This is a genomic window from Shinella sp. S4-D37, assembly GCF_040812195.1.
Classification (GTDB): Bacteria; Pseudomonadota; Alphaproteobacteria; order Rhizobiales; family Rhizobiaceae; genus Shinella.
The window spans coordinates 2,433,459-2,450,411 of sequence record NZ_JBFNXL010000005.1 but is presented as its reverse complement, the minus strand read 5'-3'; the positions used below and the strand labels follow the sequence as shown (position 1 = coordinate 2,450,411).

The following is a 16,953-nucleotide window of genomic DNA, read 5'->3' as shown; positions in this document are numbered from 1 at the left end:
AGACCATGAACGACGATGCAAAAGCCTGGTATCTGTCGCGCACCGTCTGGGGTGCGCTGATCGCGATCCTCGCCTCGCTCGCCAATGCGGCGGGCGTCGAGGTGACGGCCGGGGACGAGGGGGAACTGGCCGATCTCGTCGTGGCGGCGGCGGGCACATTGGGCGGGATCGTCGCGCTCTACGGGCGGATTTCGGCGCGCCGGCGCGTGCGGTGAGGCGGCTCGACGATCCACAGGGCATTCATTTGCCATTCAGCGAGGATCGTTTATTGCTTGCATCACACTGATCCACACCCGAAAGTATATTCATGGCCTCGCCACTTCTCATAACCGCCCTTGCGGCCAGCCTGATCCTGCCGGGTCCCGTCGAGACGGGTGCCCTGCGGGACGTCGTCGCGGTCGCCGGCGATTGCAGCGACGCGGCCGCGCAGGTGGTCGCCCAGACGGGGGGCGAACTGCTCTCGGCGCAGCCGAAGGGCGATACCTGCGTGGTGACGGTGCTCGTGCCCGGCAAGGGCAATGCCCGGCCGCGCAAGGTGACCGTGCGCGTGCCGATGTAGGGCCGCCGGGCCTTTCGTGATGGAACGAGAGAGATAGGAAAGAGGGCGGATGCGCATCCTGGTGGTCGAGGACGACGTCAACCTGAGCCGGCAGCTCAGCGAGGCCCTGAAGGAATCAGGCTATGTGGTGGACCAGGCCTTCGACGGCGAGGAAGGCCACTATCTCGGCGACACCGAGCCCTATGACGCCATCATCCTCGATATCGGCCTGCCGGAAATGGACGGCATCACCGTTCTGGAAAAATGGCGCGCCGACGGCAAGGCCATGCCCGTCCTCATCCTGACCGCCCGCGACCGCTGGAGCGACAAGGTGGCCGGCATCGACGCCGGCGCCGACGACTACGTCGCAAAGCCCTTCCATGTCGAGGAGGTGCTGGCCCGTATCCGCGCGCTGATCCGCCGCGCGGCGGGCCATGCGAGCCCGGACATCGTCTGCGGGCCGGTGCGGCTCGACACGAAGGGCTCCAAGGCGACGGTCAACGGCGAGACGCTGAAGCTGACCTCGCACGAATACCGGCTGCTTTCCTACCTCATGCACCACATGGGCGAGGTGGTGTCGCGCACCGAGCTGGTCGAGCACATGTACGACCAGGATTTCGACCGCGATTCCAATACGATCGAGGTTTTCGTCGGGCGCCTGCGCAAGAAGATCGGCGTAGACCTGATCGAGACCGTGCGCGGCCTCGGCTACCGGATGCAAGCCCCCGCCAATGGCAAATAAGGCCAGGCGCTCCCGCTCGCTCACCTTCCGCGTCCTTCTTCTCGCCTCGCTGTGGGCGGCGGTCGCGCTCATCGTCATCGCCGTGGTCATCTCGACCCTCTACCGCCAGAGCGCGGAGAAGAGCTTTCGCGATCTCCTGCGCGCGCAGCTCTACAACGTCATCAATTCCGTCTCGGCGGACGAGGAGACGCGGCTGACCGGCACGCCGCAACTCGGGGACCTGCGCTTCTTCCAGCCGCAATCGGGCTGGTACTGGGTGGTCGAGCCGATCGGCGGGGCGCTGGCGAGCGAGACGCTGACCTCGTCCTCGCTCGGCACGGGGAGCATTCCGATCCCCGATACGGACAGTATTCCCTTCGACACGCGCTACGAGCGCTTCTACACGACCATCGATTCCTTCGGCAACGAGGTGGAGGTGGGCGAGACGGAAGTGGTGCTCGACGACGAGGGGCGCACGGCGCGCTTCCGCGTCGTCGGCAATCGCGACGTGCTGGAGGGCGATATCGACGACTTTTCCGGCAGCCTCTATCTGGCGCTGGCCGGTTTCGGTGTCGGCAGCCTGCTCCTCAACGCGGCGGCGATCCTCATCGGCCTGAAGCCGCTCGACCGGGCGCGCAAGGCGCTGGAGAAGATCCGCGCGGGGGAGAGCGAACAGCTCGACGGCGATTTTCCAAGGGAAATCCTGCCCTTGGCGAGCGAAGTGAATGCGCTGATCGACAGCAACCGGCGCATCGTCGAGCGGGCGCGCATGCAGGTCGGCAACCTTGCGCACTCGCTGAAGACGCCGATCGCGGTCCTGCTCAACGAATCCCGGCTGCTCGCCGCCCCGCAGGGCGACCTCGTGCGCACGCAGGCCGAGGCCATGCAGAGCCAGGTGCAATCCTATCTCAACCGCGCCCGCATCGCCGCCCAGCGCGAATCCGTGCTGGCGCGCACCGAGGCGCAGGCCGTGCTGGAGCGGCTGGTGCGCGTGATGCGGCGGCTCAATGCCGAGCGGCAGTTTCCGCTGCGCGTCGATCCGCCGGGGCTGGTGCTCGCGATGGAGCAGCAGGACGTCGAGGAGACCGTCGGCAACCTCCTGGAGAACGCCGCGCGTTATGCCCGCACGACGGTGGCCGTGCGCGCCTTCATGGCGCCGGCCGAGGTGCGCGGCAACGACGACGCGCGCCGGAACTGGATCGTCATCGAGGTGGAGGACGACGGGCCGGGGCTGGAGCCGGGCGAGATCCGCGAGGCGATGAAGCGCGGCAAGCGGCTGGACGAGAGCAAGCCGGGCACCGGGCTCGGCCTTTCCATCGTCAGCGAGATCGCCTCGGAATACCACGGAACCTTCGGGCTTTCACGCGGGGCCCGCGGCGGACTTCTGGCACGGCTCGTGCTTCCGGCCATCACAAAGGATGTTGCCTGAGGCCGCGGACAATGCAACAAGAGAGGGCTCGCGACTATGAGGATCGCGGGATGGACGACGTGGCGGGGCGGGGTGCCGCTTCCCGAACACCTCCAGCGTGAGCACGCTGCGGTCTTGCGACCGGACATGCGTGAAAACAGAAAGCTAGAGCGTTTTTACCGGCGGGTGAAGGCGCTCTCTCATGAAGAGAGACGGTCCCAGCGGATGAAGACGGGTTTGCGCGGCGCCTTTTTCCCCCTCCTTCTGGCAACAGCGACGGTTTCGGGATGCACGACCACGTCGGGCGGCACCGGCGGCACGGCCGTTCCGGCCGGAGCGGGCGTCTATATCACCGCGCTGCAGGGTGGGCTCGTCAGCCGCAATGCCGGCGGCGCGCAGCTTTCCAAGGCGGACATGCAGCGGGCGCTGGAAGCCGAATACCGCGCGCTGGAGGCCGCGCCAGGCGGCCAGCCGGTCGTGTGGCAGGGCAAGGGCGTCAGCGGATCGGTGGTCGCGGCCGCGCCCTACCAGGTCGGCTCGCAGAACTGCCGGCAATACAGCCACACGCTGACCGTCGACGGCCGGGACACCGCGACGCGCGGGGCGGCCTGCCGCAATGCGGACGGGGCCTGGGCGCCGCTGTCGTAGGCCAGATCGGCCGGCAGTTGCGGCGAAACGCCTCAAATTCACGTCATCGTTCCCTGGGGAATTGGAAACGTCCGCGTGTTCCAGTATTTGAACGGTCATGTTCTTCTGGATTCTCGTCGCCATCCTGACGGCCGCCGTGGCCGCCGTCCTGCTCCTCCCCCTGCTGCGCCGGCCACCGGCGGCGGCGGGCGACGCCGGCCATGACGTCGAGGTCTACCGCGACCAGCTCGAGGAGCTGAAGCGCGACGAGGCGACCGGGCTCATCGGCGCGAACGAGGCCGAGCTTGCCCGCGCGGAGGTCGCGCGCCGGCTGATCGCCGCCAGCAAGGCGGAGGCGAAGGGCAAGGCGAGCCCGGCCGAACGCCGCAACCGGCTGGCGCAGGTCTTCGTGATCGTGCTGCTGCCGGCCGTCGGCCTCTGTCTCTACGTTACGACCGGCCGGCCGGATCTTCCGGCCCAGCCGCTCGCCGAGCGCCTTGCCAATCCCGGCAGCGACATCTCCATCCTCATCGCCAAGGCGGAGAACCACCTGGCGCGCAATCCCGACGACGGCGCGGGCTGGGACCTGCTGGCGCCGATCTACTATCGCAGCGGCCGGGTGGAGGATGCGGTAAACGCCTTCTCCCAGGCGATCCGCCTGCTCGGGCCGACGCCGGAGCGGCTGGACGGCTATGCGGAGACGCTGATCGCCCGGTCGAACGGCATCGTGACCGCCGAGGCGCGCGCGCGGCTGGAACAGTCGCTGACGCTGCAGGCGGACAATCCGCGCGCCGAATACTACCTGGCGCTGGCGCTGGAGCAGGAGGGCAAGCGCGCCGAGGCGCGCGCCGCCTTCGAGGCGATGGCGAAGGACGCGCCGGCCGATGCGCCCTGGCTGCCGCTCGTCAACCGGCATATCGCCGGGCTTGCCGGGGGAGAGGGCGGCGAAGTCGCCGGCACGCTCGGCAATCCCACGGCGGACGACGTGGCGGCCGCTCAGGACCTGTCGGCGGGCGACCGGCAGCAGATGATATCGGGCATGGTGGAGAGCCTTGCGGCGAAACTTCAGGAAAATCCCGACAATATCGAAGGATGGACGCGCATCATCCGTTCCTATGTTGTGCTGGATCAAAGGCCGAAGGCTGAAGCCGCGCTACAGACGGCGCTGAAGACCTTCCCGGCCGACAGCGCCAACGGCAAACAGCTTCTGGCGCTTGCCCGGGACCTATCGATTTCGGCTGAGGGCAGCACACCATGACACGCAAGCAGAAACGTCTGGCGGTGATAAGCGGCGGCATCGCCTTCCTGGTGGCGGCGGTATTGCTCGTCATGTTCGCCTTCAGCCAGTCGATTGCCTATTTCTACGTGCCGGGGGACCTGGCCAAGGCCAATGTGTCGCCGGGGACGCGCATCCGCCTCGGCGGGCTGGTGGAGGCCGGCACGGTGAAGCGCGGCGAGGGCTCGACGATCACCTTCACGGTGACGGACACGCTTTCCACGGTGCCGGTGACCTATACCGGCATCCTGCCGGACCTCTTCCGCGAGGGGCAGGGCGTGGTGGCGGAAGGCGCCTTCGGCACGGACGGGCTGTTTACGGCCGACACGGTGCTCGCCAAGCACGACGAGACCTACATGCCCAAGGACGTCGCGGACCGCCTGAAGGCGCAGGGCGTCGAACTATCCGGCAAGGAAACGATCAAATGATCATCGAGCTCGGACACTATGCCCTGATCCTGGCGCTGGCGACCGTCATCGTCCAGTCGATCCTGCCGCTGGTCGGCACGATCCGGGGCGACCGCGCGCTGATGGCCGTGGCGCCCGCCGCGGCGCTGGCCGGCTTCCTGCTCGTGCTGTTCTCCTTCTCGGTGCTGACCTTCGCCTATGTCGTCTCCGACTTCTCGGTGAGCAATGTCTGGCAGAACTCCCATTCGCTGAAGCCGGCGATCTACAAGATCACCGGGGTGTGGGGGAACCATGAGGGCTCGATGCTGCTCTGGCTCCTCATCCTCGTCTTCTTCAGCGCGCTCGTCGCCACCTTCGGCGCCAACCTGCCCGAGCGGCTGCGCGCCAATGTGCTCGCCGTGCAGGGGCTCGTCTCGACGGCCTTCGCGCTGTTCATCCTGCTCACCTCCAACCCGTTCCTGCGGCTGCAGCCGGCGCCGGCCGAGGGGCAGGACCTCAACCCAGTGCTGCAGGATATCGGCCTCGCCATCCACCCGCCGCTGCTCTATCTCGGCTATGTCGGCTTCTCCGTCAGCTTCTCCTTCGCCATCGCGGCGCTGATCGACGGGCGGATCGACGCGGCCTGGGCGCGCTGGGTGCGGCCGTGGACGCTGGCGGCCTGGAGCTTTCTTACCGCCGGCATCGCCATGGGGTCCTACTGGGCCTATTACGAACTCGGCTGGGGCGGCTGGTGGTTCTGGGACCCGGTGGAGAACGCCTCCTTCATTCCCTGGCTCGCCGGCACCGCGCTCCTCCATTCGGCGCTCGTCATGGAAAAGCGCGAGGCGCTGAAGATCTGGACGGTGCTGCTCGCCATCCTCACCTTCTCCATGTCGCTGCTCGGCACCTTCCTGGTGCGCTCCGGCGTGCTGACCTCGGTGCATGCGTTCGCCACCGACCCGACGCGCGGCGTCTTCATCCTCGCCATCCTCGTCTTCTTCATCGGCGGCGCGCTGTCGCTCTTCGCCTTCCGGGCGGCGACGCTGAAGGCCGGCGGGCTCTTCGCGCCGATCTCGCGCGAGGGCGCGCTCGTCCTCAACAACCTGATCCTGACGACGGCGGCGGCGACGGTGCTGACCGGCACGCTCTATCCCTTGGCGCTGGAAGCGCTGACGGGCGAGAAGATCTCCGTCGGCCCGCCCTTCTTCAACCTCACCTTCGGCCTCCTGATGCTGCCGCTCCTGCTGGCGGTGCCGTTCGGGCCGCTGCTCGCCTGGAAGCGGGGCGACGTCTTGGCGGCCGGCCAGCGGCTCTTCGCGGCGGCGGGTATCGGCCTCGTCTTCGCGGCGGTGGTCCTCTACATCCAGAACGGCGGGCCGGTGCTCGCCTATTTCGGCCTTGCCATCGGCTTCTACATGATCGCCGGGGCCATCACCGACCTGTGGCTGCGCGCCGGCATCGGCAAGGTGGCGCGCAACGTCGCCTTTCGCCGCTTCGTCGGCCTGCCGGGCTCGGCCTTCGGCACGGCGCTCGCCCATATCGGCATCGGGGTGACGGTCATCGGCGTCATCGCGGTGACGGCGTTCGAGACCGAGCATGTCGTCGAGATGAAGCCCGGCATGCAGGTGGAGGCGGGCGGCTACACGCTGACCTTCGACGGCATGCGCCGCGGGCAGGGGCCGAACTATTCCGAGGAATCCGGCCACTTCACGGTGGCGCGCGGCGGCGTCACCGTCGCCGACGTGTGGTCTTCCAAGCGGCTCTATTCCGCCCGCCGCATGCCGACCACGGAAGCGGGCATCCGCACTTTCGGGCTCAGCCAGCTCTACGTCTCGCTCGGCGATGCGATGGCCGACGGCGGCATCGTCGTGCGCGTCTGGTGGAAGCCGATGATCCTGTGCATCTGGATCGGCGCGCTGATCATGATGGCCGGCGGTTTCGTCTCGCTTTGCGACCGGCGGCTGCGCGTCGGCGCGCCGCAGAAGGTGCGCAAGGTCAAGCCCGTGCTGGAGGCGGCGCAATGATGCGCCGCCTGCTCCTCGCCGCGGCCTTCCTCCTTGCCGCTTTCCCGGCCTTCGCGGTGAACCCGGACGAGGTGCTGGCCGATCCGGCGCTGGAGGCGCGGGCCAGGGCGCTCTCGGCCGAACTGCGCTGCATGGTGTGCCAGAACCAGTCGATCGACGATTCCAATGCCGAGCTTGCCCGCGACCTTCGCCTTCTCGTGCGCGAGCGGCTGAAGAACGGCGACAGCGACGAGGCGGTCATCGACTATGTCGTCTCGCGCTACGGCGAGTTCGTGCTCCTGAACCCGCGCCTGCGCGGCGAGACGCTGCTGCTCTGGGGCGCGCCGATCGTGCTCTTCCTCGCGGGCGCGGCGGCGATGGCGCTCTTCGTGCGCAAGCGTGGCGGCAAGCCGACGGGAACGCCGCTTTCCGAGGCGGAGAAGGCCGAGCTGGAAAAGGCTCTGGAGTGAGGAATCGGGGATGAGGCAGTAGGCAGGAAGATATTCCTACTGCCTACTGCCTTCCTTCCCAACATTACCAAAAATTCATGCTGCGGATAGTGCGCTGTAATGTGCACGGGCCTATCTCTTCGTCATCGGCTGCGAACGCAGCCATGAAATGAGAGAAAAGGTGCAAAGAATGTCCAAGATTTCAGCATTCCGTCCGGGCCTCAAGACCGTCCTGAAGACGACCACCGTCGCCGGGCTTGCGGCCGTCATGCTTGCGACCGGCATTCCCGCGCGCGTCACCGAGAGTTTTGCGGAGGCCGTTTCCGTCGAAGGTCCGCAGGTCGCGAGCTTCGCCGATGTCGTGCAGGCCGTCTCGCCGGCCGTCGTTTCCGTTCGCGTCCAGTCCGACGTCAAGCCGGCCAACGACGAGAGCAATTTCAGCTTCAACTTCGGCGGCCGGGGCTTCGACGATCTTCCCGACGATCATCCGCTGAAGCGCTTCTTCCGCGAATTCGGCGGCCCCGACCAGTTCCACGGCGACCGCGGACCGGATCGCCGCTTCGGCGATCGTGGCGACCGCCGCGGCCGTGACCGCAAGCCGCATCTGCGCCCGACCTCGCAGGGCTCCGGCTTCTTCATCTCGGAAGACGGCTACATCGTCACCAACAATCACGTCGTCAACGACGGCAGCGCCTTCACGGTCGTGATGAACGACGGCACCGAGCTCGACGCCAAGCTCGTCGGCAAGGACAGCCGCACGGACCTCGCGGTCCTGAAGGTCGAGGAGAAGGACAAGCGCAAGTTCACCTATGTGAGCTTCGCCGATGACAGCCAGATCCGCGTCGGCGACTGGGTCGTTGCCGTCGGCAACCCGTTCGGCCTCGGCGGCACGGTGACGGCCGGCATCATCTCGGCCCGCGGCCGCGATATCGGCTCCGGCCCCTATGACGACTACCTGCAGGTGGACGCCGCCGTGAACCGCGGCAATTCGGGCGGCCCGACCTTCAACCTCAACGGCCAGGTCGTCGGCATCAACACCGCGATCTTCTCGCCGTCGGGCGGCAATGTCGGCATCGCCTTCGCCATTCCCGCCTCCGTCGCCAAGGGCGTCGTCGCCGACCTGATGAAGGACGGCAAGGTCGAACGCGGCTGGCTCGGCGTGCAGATCCAGCCGGTGAGCCGCGACATCGCCGATTCGCTCGGCCTTGCGGACGCCGCCGGTGCCCTCGTCGTCGAGCCGCAGGCCGATTCGCCCGGCGCCAAGGCCGGCATCCGGAAGGGTGACGTGATCACGGCGCTCGACGGCGAGCCGGTCAAGGATCCGCGTGACCTCGCCCGCCGCGTGGCCGATATCGCCCCCGGCAAGAAGGTCGAGCTTTCGGTGTGGCGCGACGGCCAGTCCGAGACGATCGCGGTCGAGATCGGCACGCTGGCCGGCGAGCAGATCCAGGCGGCGGCCGGTGCGGAGGAAGCCGAACCGGAAGCCCCCGCCAGCGAGCAGGCGCTTGCCGACCTCGGCATCTCGGTCACCCCCGACGACAAGGGCCTGACGGTTTCCTCCGTCGACCCGGATTCCGACGCCAGCGACCGCGGCCTGAAGCAGGGCGACCGCATCACCTCCGTCAACAACCAGCCCGTCAAGTCTGCCGACGACGTGGTGAAGGTGCTCGACAGTGCCCGCAAGGACGGCCGCTCCAAGGCGCTGTTCCAGATCGAGACCAATGACGGCAGCCGCTTCCTGGCGCTGCCGATCGACCAGGGCTGAGCGGCTCCGTAATCCGCTTTTCGGCGCCGCGAAATCGCAAGGTTTCGCGGCGCTGCCATATCGGGACCGCGCACTCTGGCCAAGTCCCGCCGAACATGCTGTAAGGTCCTGGCGATGAAGATATTGATTGTGGAAGACGATCTGGAGGCGGCGGCCTATCTCTCGAAGGCCTTTCGCGAGGCGGGCATCGTGCTCGACCATGCGAGCGACGGCGAAAGCGGGCTCTTCCTCGCCACGGAAAACACCTATGACGTGCTGGTCATCGACCGCCTGCTGCCGCGCCGCGACGGCCTGTCGCTGATCTCGGAACTGCGCCGCCGCAACATCCATACGCCCGTGCTCATCCTCTCCGCGCTCGGCCAGGTCGACGACCGCGTGACGGGGCTGCGCGCCGGCGGCGACGACTACCTCCCGAAGCCCTACGCCTTCAGCGAGCTTCTGGCGCGCGTGGAGGTGCTCGGGCGCCGCAAGGGCACGCCGGAGCAGGACATGGTCTATCGCGTCGGCGATCTCGAACTCGACCGGCTGTCCCATACGGTCAAGCGCGCCGGCCGGGAGATCCTGCTCCAGCCGCGCGAATTCCGCCTGCTCGAATACCTGATGAAGAATGCCGGCCAGGTGGTGACGCGCACCATGCTCTTGGAAAACGTCTGGGACTACCATTTCGACCCGCAGACCAACGTCATCGACGTCCATGTCTCGCGGCTGCGCTCGAAGATCGAGAAGGACTTCGACCAGCCGCTGCTGCGCACCGTGCGCGGCGCCGGATACATGATGAAGGACGAGGCGGCGGGCTGACCCCATGCATAGACTGCTCGGCAGGCTCACCGCCCTCTATCGCACGACCGCGGTGCGGCTGTCCGCGGTCTATCTTCTGCTGTTCGCCATCTGCGCGGCCTTCCTCGTCTTCTACGTCTCCTCCATGTCGGAGCGGCTCCTGCGCCAGCAGATGCGCGAGGCGGTGACGCAGGAGGTCGAGCAGATCGAGCGCGTCTTCGAGAACAACGGCATGAACGGCCTCCTGCGCACGCTGGAGCGGCGGGCCCGCCAGCCGGGCGCCAATCTCTACATCATCGCGAGCCCGACGGGCGAGGTGCTGGCCGGCAACGTCGCCTCGCTGCAGCCCGGCGTACTGGATGCCGAGGGCTGGACGGAGACGCCCTTCCGCTACCAGCGCTTCCAGGAGGAGGCGCGCGGCAACAAGCGGCCGATGGCCTATGCGCAGGTCATCGTGCTCACCAACGGCCTGCGCGTGCTCGTCGGCCGCGATCTCGGCGAACCGGAGAATTTCCGCTATCTGGTGCGCCAGGCGCTGATGGTGGCGCTCGGCGTCATGGGCTTCGGCGCGCTCGCCATCTGGTATCTGATCGGGCGCAATGCGCTGAAGCGCATGGACCGCATGTCCGGCGCCAGCCAGCGCATCATGGCGGGCGACCTCTCGCAGCGCCTGCCCACCAGCGGCTCGGGCGACGAGTTCGACCGGCTGTCGGAATCGCTCAACACCATGCTCGGCCGTATCGAGAAGCTCGACGAGGGCCTGAAGCAGGTCTCCGACAACATCGCCCACGACCTCAAGACGCCGCTGACCCGGCTGCGCAACAAGGCGGAGGCGGCGCTTGCCGGCGGCGAGCAGGCGGATTACCGCACGGCGCTGGAGGAGATGATCGGCGAATCCGACCAGCTCATCCGCACCTTCAATGCCCTCCTGATGATCTCCCGCGTCGAGGCCGGCCAGGCGCCGGCGGAGATGAGCGCGATCGACATCAGCGGCATCGCCCAGGACAGCGCCGAGCTTTACGAGCCCGTGGCCGAGGACAGCGGCCTCAGGCTGGTGACCGGGGTTGCCGAAGGGGTCGAGGTCAAGGGCAACCGCGAGCTGGTCGGCCAGGCGCTCGGCAACCTCATCGACAATGCGATCAAATATGCCGAGGGCAGCGGCGGCGAGCCCGATATCCGCATTTCCCTCGAACGGCGGGAAGGGGAGGTCGTGCTCTCGGTCGCCGACAACGGCCCGGGCGTGCCCGACGACAAGCGCGAGGACGTGGTGAAGCGTTTCGTGCGGCTCGACGCCAGCCGCTCCAAGCCCGGCACGGGCCTCGGCCTTTCGCTGGCCGGCGCGGTCATGGAAATGCACCACGGCCGCCTGGAGCTCGACGCGACCCATGTCGAACGGGAAAACAATCGGGGGCTGACGGTCAGGATGGTTTTCCCCGTCGTTGCGGACTGATACACCTTTTCGCGCCGGCCTTTCATCGGCCGGGCGAGGCGAGGAGACATCATGAGCGCAACGGCAACGACGCGGTTTTCCGATCTTTTGGCGAGCCCCGTGCGGCCTCTCAGCCAGACGGAGGCCAAGTCGGTTCTGTCCGATCTCAAGGACTGGGGCAGGGACCACGCCGCCATCGCCCGGCTCCTTGCCGAAGAGGGGCCGCTCAAGGATTTCATCGTCGCGACCCTGTCGCTCTCGCCCTATCTACGCGACACGGCCCGCATCGATCCCGGCCTGCTCGCCCGCGCGCTCGAAGAGCCGATCCTTCCCGCCGTGCAGGCCGCCATCGACGGCGCCCGCAAGGCCTGGCGGGCGGACGACGGCGAGGTGACGGAGGCCGTGCTGATGACGCGGCTGCGCCGTGCCAAGCGCGAGGTCGCCTTCTTCACCGCCCTTGCCGACCTTGCCCGCATCTTTGACGCGCGGCGTACCACGGCATTGTTGACGGATCTTGCCGAGGCGACCACCTCCGCCGCCATCGACCACCTGCTTTTATCGGCGCATGAGAGCGGCAAGCTGAAACTGCCCGACCCCGCCCGCCCGAGCGAGGGTTCCGGCCTTATCGTGCTCGGCATGGGCAAGCTGGGCGCGGCGGAGTTGAATTACTCCTCCGATATCGACCTCGTCGTCTTCTTCGATCCGATGGCCGGCATCGCCGTCGATCCGAGCGAGGCCGTCGAGACCTTTTCCCGCCTCGTGCGCCGGCTGATCCGCATCATGCAGGAGCGCACGGCGGACGGCTATGTCTTCCGCACGGACCTGCGCCTGCGTCCCGATCCCGGCGCCACGCCGCTCGCCATCTCGGTCGATTCGGCGATGCTCTACTACGAGGGCAGGGGGCAGAACTGGGAACGCGCCGCCTTCATCAAGGCAAAGCCCGTCGCCGGCGACATCAAGGCCGGCGAAGCCTTCCTCAAGGACCTCACCCCCTTCGTCTTCCGCAAGTATCTCGACTATGCGGCCATCGCCGACATCCATTCGATCAAGCGGCAGATCCATGTCCACAAGGGGCACGGCGAGATCGCGGTGAAGGGCCACAATGTCAAGCTCGGCCGCGGCGGCATTCGCGAGATCGAGTTCTTCGTGCAGACGCAGCAGCTCATCGCCGGCGGGCGCGTTCCGGCGCTGCGCCTGCGCGCCACCGAGCCGATGCTGGCGGAACTGGCCAGGGCGAACTGGATCGACACGGCGACGGCCGAGGAACTGACGGAGGCCTACTGGTTCCTGCGGGACGTCGAGCACCGCATCCAGATGGTGCGCGACGAGCAGACCCATGTGCTGCCGGAGACCGAGGCCGAGCTGAAGCGCATCGCCTACATGCTGGGCTTTGCGGACACGGCCGCCTTCTCCGCCCGGCTGGTCGAGGTGCTGAAGACCGTGGAGCGGCGCTATGCGGCGCTGTTCGAGCAGGAGGCGAAGCTCTCCTCCGAGACCGGCAATCTCGTCTTCACCGGCCAGAAGGACGATCCGGACACGCTGGAGACGCTGAAGCGCCTCGGCTTCGAGCGTCCGGCCGACATTTCCCGCACCATCCGCACCTGGCACTACGGCCGCTACCGCGCCACCCAGTCCGTCGAGGCGCGCGAGCGGCTGACGGAACTGACGCCGGAACTGCTGCGCGTCTTCGGCAAGAGCAAGCGGGCCGACGAGGCGTTGCTGCGCTTCGACAATTTCATCTCCGGCCTGCCGGCGGGCATCCAGCTCTTCTCGCTGCTCGGCAACAATCCGGCGCTGCTCTCCCTCATCGTCAACATCATGTCCTCGGCGCCGCGGCTTGCCGAGGTGATCGCGGCAAAGCCCCATGTCTTCGACGGCATGCTCGATCCGGGGCTGCTCGCCGAACTGCCGACCCGCGCCTATCTCTCCGAGCGCATCGACGGTTTCGTCTCCGGCGCGCGGCATTACGAGGAGATTCTCGACCGCCTGCGCATCATCGCCGCCGAGCAGCGCTTCCTCATCGGCATCCGCCTCTTGACCGGCGCGATCACCGGAAAGCAGGCCGCCCGCGCCTTCACCCATGTCGCCGATCTCATCGTGCAGGCGGCCTTCAAGGCGGTGCTGGAGGAAATAGAATCGGCGCACGGCAAATTCCCCGGCGGGCGCGTCGCGCTGGTCGGCATGGGCAAGCTCGGCAGTTTCGAGCTGACGGCGGGCTCGGATATCGACCTGATCCTGCTCTACGAGCACGACGGCGACGCCTTCGAATCGGACGGCGCCAAGCCGCTCGACAACGTGAAGTATTTCACCCGCATCACCCAGCGGCTGATCGCGGCGCTCTCCGCGCCGACCGCCGAGGGCGTGCTCTACGAGGTCGACATGCGGCTTCGCCCCTCCGGCAACAAGGGGCCCGTCGCCACCCGCATCACCGCCTTCGCCAAGTACCAGGCCGAGGAGGCCTGGACCTGGGAGCACATGGCGCTGACCCGCGCGCGCGTCCTGTGCGGCGACGAGAGCCTGGTGCGGCAGGCCGAGGAGATCTTCCGTGGCGTGCTGGGCCGCACGCGCGATGCCGGCAAGGTCGCCAGGGATGTGGTCGAGATGCGCACGCTGATCGACGAGGAGAAGCCGCCGAAGGACATCTGGGACCTGAAGCTCATCGCCGGCGGGCTGATCGACATCGAGTTCATCGCCCAGTTCCTGGCGCTGGTCGCGCCGGCGCGGGGCATGGCCCAGCCGGAGGAGGCGCTGCCGACGGGCGACGTGCTGGCCCTCATCGGAGAGGGCATGATGGACCCGAACGACCTCGACACGGTGCGAAGGGCGCTTGGCCTCTATACGGAAATCTCGCAGATCGTGCGCCTCAGCGTCGACGGCGGCTTCGACCCGAAGGAAGCTCCCGCCGGCCTCGTAGACCTCGTCTGCCGGGCCGGCGACTGCCCCGATCTGCGCACCTTGGAGGCGGAGATACGGCGTGTCTCGAAGGCGGTGCGGAAGATCTTTCAGGGGGTCGTGAAGGGATAGCGACGGGTTCGGGAAGGCCTCCCTCCAACTTCTCCTCCGTCATCCTCGGGCTTGACCCGAGGATCCACGCGTCACGGTACATGTTGCGTTTGTGGCATGGATCCTCGGGTCAAGCCCGAGGATGACGTGGGCGGGTGGGGTCGCGGCCTCAGGCCGCCGCCAGGTGCAGCGCCGCCAGGCGTTCCCGGTCGGGGATGCGGACCGAAATGATCGTGCCCTTGCCCTCGGCGGAACGGATGCGCATGGCGCCGCCGTGCAGGTGGGCGAGCGAGCGGGAGATGGCGAGGCCGAGGCCGGAGCCGCCCTTGCTCTTGGCATACTGGCTCTGCACCTGCTCGAAGGGCTGGCCGATCTTCTGCAGCGCGGATTTCGGGATGCCGATGCCGGTATCGGCAATCGTCAGCGTGACGGCGCCGTCGACCCTTCGCGCCCGCACCTTCACCCTGCCGCCGGCATTGGTGAACTTCATGGCGTTCGACAGGAGGTTCAAGAGGATCTGCTTCATCGCGCGCCGGTCGGCGACGGTCAGGAGCCGGTCGGGGCAGGCCTGCTGCACCGCGATATGCTTCTTCTCGGCCTGGAGCATGGTGAGGCGCAGCGTTTCCTCGATCAGCGGGGCGAGGTCGACCGTCTCGCAGCTGATGCGCATGTGGCCGGCCTCGATCTTCGACATGTCGAGGATGTCGCTGATGACGTTGAGCAGGTGCTTGCCGCTCTCGTGGATGTCGCGGGAATATTCGCGGTACTTGTCCGAGCCGATTGGGCCGAACATCTGGTTCTGCAGGATCTCGGAGAAGCCGAGGATGGCGTTGAGCGGCGTGCGCAGCTCGTGCGACATGTTGGCGAGGAATTCGGATTTTGCCCGGTTGGCCGCCTCGGCGCGGTCCTTTTCCGCCTGGTAGTTGGCATTGGCGAGGGAAAGTTCGGCTTTCTGCCGCTCCAGCTTGGCGCGGGAAGCCGAGAGGTCGCCGATGGTCGCCATCAGGCGGCGCTCGGATTCGCGCAGGCGCACCTGGTGGCGCTTCATCATGGTGATGTCGGTGCCGACGGAGACGAGGCCGCCGTCGCGGGTGCGCCGCTCGTTGATCTGCAGCCAGCGCTCGTCGGCAAGCTGCACCTCGCTGGTCTGCGAGGCGCCCGTGCCGTCGGCATCCGCGATGCGCCGCTCGATGACCGGCCGGGCCGCCGCGGCATGCACCGTCGCCCGCTCCGTGCCGGGAACGAGCACGTCGTCGGGAAGGCCGTAGGCCTGCTGGTAGTGCGCGTTGCACATGACGAGCCGGTCGCTCTTGTCCCACAGCACGAACGCCTCGGAGGTGCATTCGATCGCGTCGGCGAGGCGCTGGTCGGCCTCCTGGTAGCGCTGGGCGAGCCGGTGCTGCTCGGTCACGTCCATGGCGATGCCGATCATGTGCATGCGGCCGGAGGCCATGCGGATGAGCTGGGCGCGGGCGCGCAGCCACACATAGTGGCCTTCGGCATGGCGCATGCGGAACACCTGGTCGACCTGCTTGGCCTCGCCGCGCGCGACGGCCCGGGCGACCTGGTAGATGCCGTCGTCGTCGGGATGCATCAGCCTTGCGGCATCGCCGAAGGACAGCACGCTGTCGCGCGCCTGCATGCCGAGCATTTCATACATGGAGCGCGACCAGAACAGACGCCGGCTCGACAGGTCGAAGTCCCACAGGCCGCAGCGGCCGCGGGCGAGGGCCGTCTCGACGCGCAGGTTCGATTCCGCGAAGATCGCATCCGCGTCGCGCGCGCGCTTTGCCTGGATGTAATAGGCATAGAGGATGACGAGCAGGATCGCCGAGATGCCGGCAAACAGCGTGACGTTCAGTGCCACCTCGTCGCGCCAGAAGGTCGCGATCTGTCCCAGCGGATTGGCGACGACGACGAAGCCGCCCTTCTTGGGCATCTGCACGAGCGAGGCATAGTAATCCTGGCCGTCGATGCGGGTGCGGAAGACGCCGGCCGGATCGCCGAAATACTGGGTTGCCGCCAGCTCCGGCGCGAACCGCGCGAGCGACAGGCCGACATAGCGCGCCGCCCCCAGCGAGGCGCCGAAGACATGCCCCTTCTCCGCCACGAAGAGAACCAGCCCGCCCGGCTGCATGCGGTCCTGCGGCAGGTGCAGCGACAGCGCCGCCTCGACCGCCATGCGGTCGGATTTCGCAAGGCTGTCGGCCATCGGCCCGGAGAACACCGCCTCCACGGCCATCGCCGTCAGCGAGGCCGTGTCCCTTACGGCGGCCTCCATCCGGTCGTGCTCGACCAGGATGCCGCCCAGGCGCGAAATGGCCACCACGAACAGAAAGGCGATGATCAGGATCGGTATCGATCGCTTCAGCACGGGCTCGGCCCGTGTCAGATGCCGTGCGGCTGGCCCGGCGAAGATCTTCGCCTGTCCCGTCAGCTCATCTTCCCAGGCCGCCATTCCCGGAAATTTGAGGTGAGTCCACCCGCCGGCTGCGCGTCCTCGTTGCGCGTCCGTCATAATCCCCAACCTTATACCTTCTCGCGATTCGGCGCGCCGCTCGCCCGAACCTG

14 protein-coding genes are annotated in these 16,953 nt (G+C 67.5%); 13 read left to right on the top strand and 1 reads right to left on the bottom strand.

The annotated features are described in order from the left end of the window. The first annotated feature begins 5 nt into the window (after positions 1–5). The 13 genes from AB3G45_RS19455 (at position 6) to AB3G45_RS19395 (ending at position 14,403) form a co-directional block, all read left to right on the top strand. On the top strand, positions 6–215 hold the full coding sequence (locus tag AB3G45_RS19455) for a hypothetical protein (protein WP_367832105.1): 210 nt from the start codon (positions 6–8) through the stop codon (positions 213–215). A gap of 92 nt (positions 216–307) precedes the next feature. Further along, a complete protein-coding gene (locus AB3G45_RS19450) occupies positions 308–559 on the top strand; it encodes a hypothetical protein (RefSeq protein ID WP_367832104.1) in 252 nt (83 codons plus the stop codon). Positions 560–608: 49 nt separating this feature from the next. Beyond that, a complete protein-coding gene (locus AB3G45_RS19445) occupies positions 609–1,280 on the top strand; it encodes a response regulator transcription factor (RefSeq protein WP_244769970.1) in 672 nt (223 codons plus the stop codon). Beyond that, a complete protein-coding gene (locus tag AB3G45_RS19440; protein WP_367832103.1) occupies positions 1,270–2,688 on the top strand; it encodes an ATP-binding protein in 1,419 nt (472 codons plus the stop codon). Before AB3G45_RS19445 ends, AB3G45_RS19440 begins: the two co-directional genes overlap by 11 nt. A gap of 204 nt (positions 2,689–2,892) precedes the next feature. Next, complete coding sequence (locus AB3G45_RS19435; RefSeq protein WP_367832102.1) at positions 2,893–3,315, top strand: hypothetical protein; 423 nt, start codon at positions 2,893–2,895, stop codon at positions 3,313–3,315. A 97-nt stretch (positions 3,316–3,412) separates the two neighbouring features. Further along, positions 3,413–4,552, top strand: coding sequence for a c-type cytochrome biogenesis protein CcmI (gene ccmI / locus AB3G45_RS19430; RefSeq protein ID WP_367832101.1), 1,140 nt, complete (start codon positions 3,413–3,415; stop codon positions 4,550–4,552). Beyond that, the gene (ccmE, locus tag AB3G45_RS19425; RefSeq protein WP_367832100.1) at positions 4,549–4,998 is read left to right on the top strand and encodes a cytochrome c maturation protein CcmE; all 450 of its coding nucleotides are present in this window, start codon (positions 4,549–4,551) and stop codon (positions 4,996–4,998) included. Before ccmI ends, ccmE begins: the two co-directional genes overlap by 4 nt. Beyond that, positions 4,995–6,980, top strand: a complete 1,986-nt coding sequence (locus tag AB3G45_RS19420; protein WP_367832099.1) for a heme lyase CcmF/NrfE family subunit — start codon at positions 4,995–4,997, stop codon at positions 6,978–6,980. Before ccmE ends, AB3G45_RS19420 begins: the two co-directional genes overlap by 4 nt. Next, positions 6,977–7,429, top strand: a complete 453-nt coding sequence (locus tag AB3G45_RS19415; protein ID WP_367832098.1) for a cytochrome c-type biogenesis protein CcmH — start codon at positions 6,977–6,979, stop codon at positions 7,427–7,429. Before AB3G45_RS19420 ends, AB3G45_RS19415 begins: the two co-directional genes overlap by 4 nt. 169 nt (positions 7,430–7,598) lie before the next feature. Continuing rightward, complete coding sequence (locus tag AB3G45_RS19410; protein WP_367832097.1) at positions 7,599–9,173, top strand: Do family serine endopeptidase; 1,575 nt, start codon at positions 7,599–7,601, stop codon at positions 9,171–9,173. A 114-nt stretch (positions 9,174–9,287) separates the two neighbouring features. Then, entirely contained in the window at positions 9,288–9,971 is a 684-nt protein-coding gene (locus tag AB3G45_RS19405; RefSeq protein ID WP_367832096.1) for a response regulator transcription factor, read from the top strand. A 4-nt stretch (positions 9,972–9,975) separates the two neighbouring features. Beyond that, positions 9,976–11,400: an ATP-binding protein gene (locus AB3G45_RS19400; RefSeq protein WP_367832095.1), complete on the top strand. Its 1,425-nt coding sequence runs from the start codon at positions 9,976–9,978 to the stop codon at positions 11,398–11,400. 51 nt (positions 11,401–11,451) lie between these two features. After that, on the top strand, positions 11,452–14,403 hold the full coding sequence (locus AB3G45_RS19395) for a bifunctional [glutamine synthetase] adenylyltransferase/[glutamine synthetase]-adenylyl-L-tyrosine phosphorylase (protein ID WP_367832094.1): 2,952 nt from the start codon (positions 11,452–11,454) through the stop codon (positions 14,401–14,403). A 148-nt stretch (positions 14,404–14,551) separates the two neighbouring features. On the opposite strand, the gene AB3G45_RS19390 is transcribed toward AB3G45_RS19395, so the two are convergent. Then, complete coding sequence (locus AB3G45_RS19390) at positions 14,552–16,909, bottom strand: PAS domain-containing sensor histidine kinase (RefSeq protein ID WP_367832093.1); 2,358 nt, start codon at positions 16,907–16,909, stop codon at positions 14,552–14,554. Between the last annotated feature and the right edge of the window lie 44 nt (positions 16,910–16,953).

Coding starts and splice junctions, on each gene's coding strand:
- AB3G45_RS19455 (WP_367832105.1), top strand. CDS start 6: ATGAACGACGATGCAAAAGCCTGGTATCTGTCGCGCACCGTCTGGGGT.
- AB3G45_RS19450 (WP_367832104.1), top strand. CDS start 308: ATGGCCTCGCCACTTCTCATAACCGCCCTTGCGGCCAGCCTGATCCTG.
- AB3G45_RS19445 (WP_244769970.1), top strand. CDS start 609: ATGCGCATCCTGGTGGTCGAGGACGACGTCAACCTGAGCCGGCAGCTC.
- AB3G45_RS19440 (WP_367832103.1), top strand. CDS start 1,270: ATGGCAAATAAGGCCAGGCGCTCCCGCTCGCTCACCTTCCGCGTCCTT.
- AB3G45_RS19435 (WP_367832102.1), top strand. CDS start 2,893: ATGAAGACGGGTTTGCGCGGCGCCTTTTTCCCCCTCCTTCTGGCAACA.
- ccmI (WP_367832101.1), top strand. CDS start 3,413: ATGTTCTTCTGGATTCTCGTCGCCATCCTGACGGCCGCCGTGGCCGCC.
- ccmE (WP_367832100.1), top strand. CDS start 4,549: ATGACACGCAAGCAGAAACGTCTGGCGGTGATAAGCGGCGGCATCGCC.
- AB3G45_RS19420 (WP_367832099.1), top strand. CDS start 4,995: ATGATCATCGAGCTCGGACACTATGCCCTGATCCTGGCGCTGGCGACC.
- AB3G45_RS19415 (WP_367832098.1), top strand. CDS start 6,977: ATGATGCGCCGCCTGCTCCTCGCCGCGGCCTTCCTCCTTGCCGCTTTC.
- AB3G45_RS19410 (WP_367832097.1), top strand. CDS start 7,599: ATGTCCAAGATTTCAGCATTCCGTCCGGGCCTCAAGACCGTCCTGAAG.
- AB3G45_RS19405 (WP_367832096.1), top strand. CDS start 9,288: ATGAAGATATTGATTGTGGAAGACGATCTGGAGGCGGCGGCCTATCTC.
- AB3G45_RS19400 (WP_367832095.1), top strand. CDS start 9,976: ATGCATAGACTGCTCGGCAGGCTCACCGCCCTCTATCGCACGACCGCG.
- AB3G45_RS19395 (WP_367832094.1), top strand. CDS start 11,452: ATGAGCGCAACGGCAACGACGCGGTTTTCCGATCTTTTGGCGAGCCCC.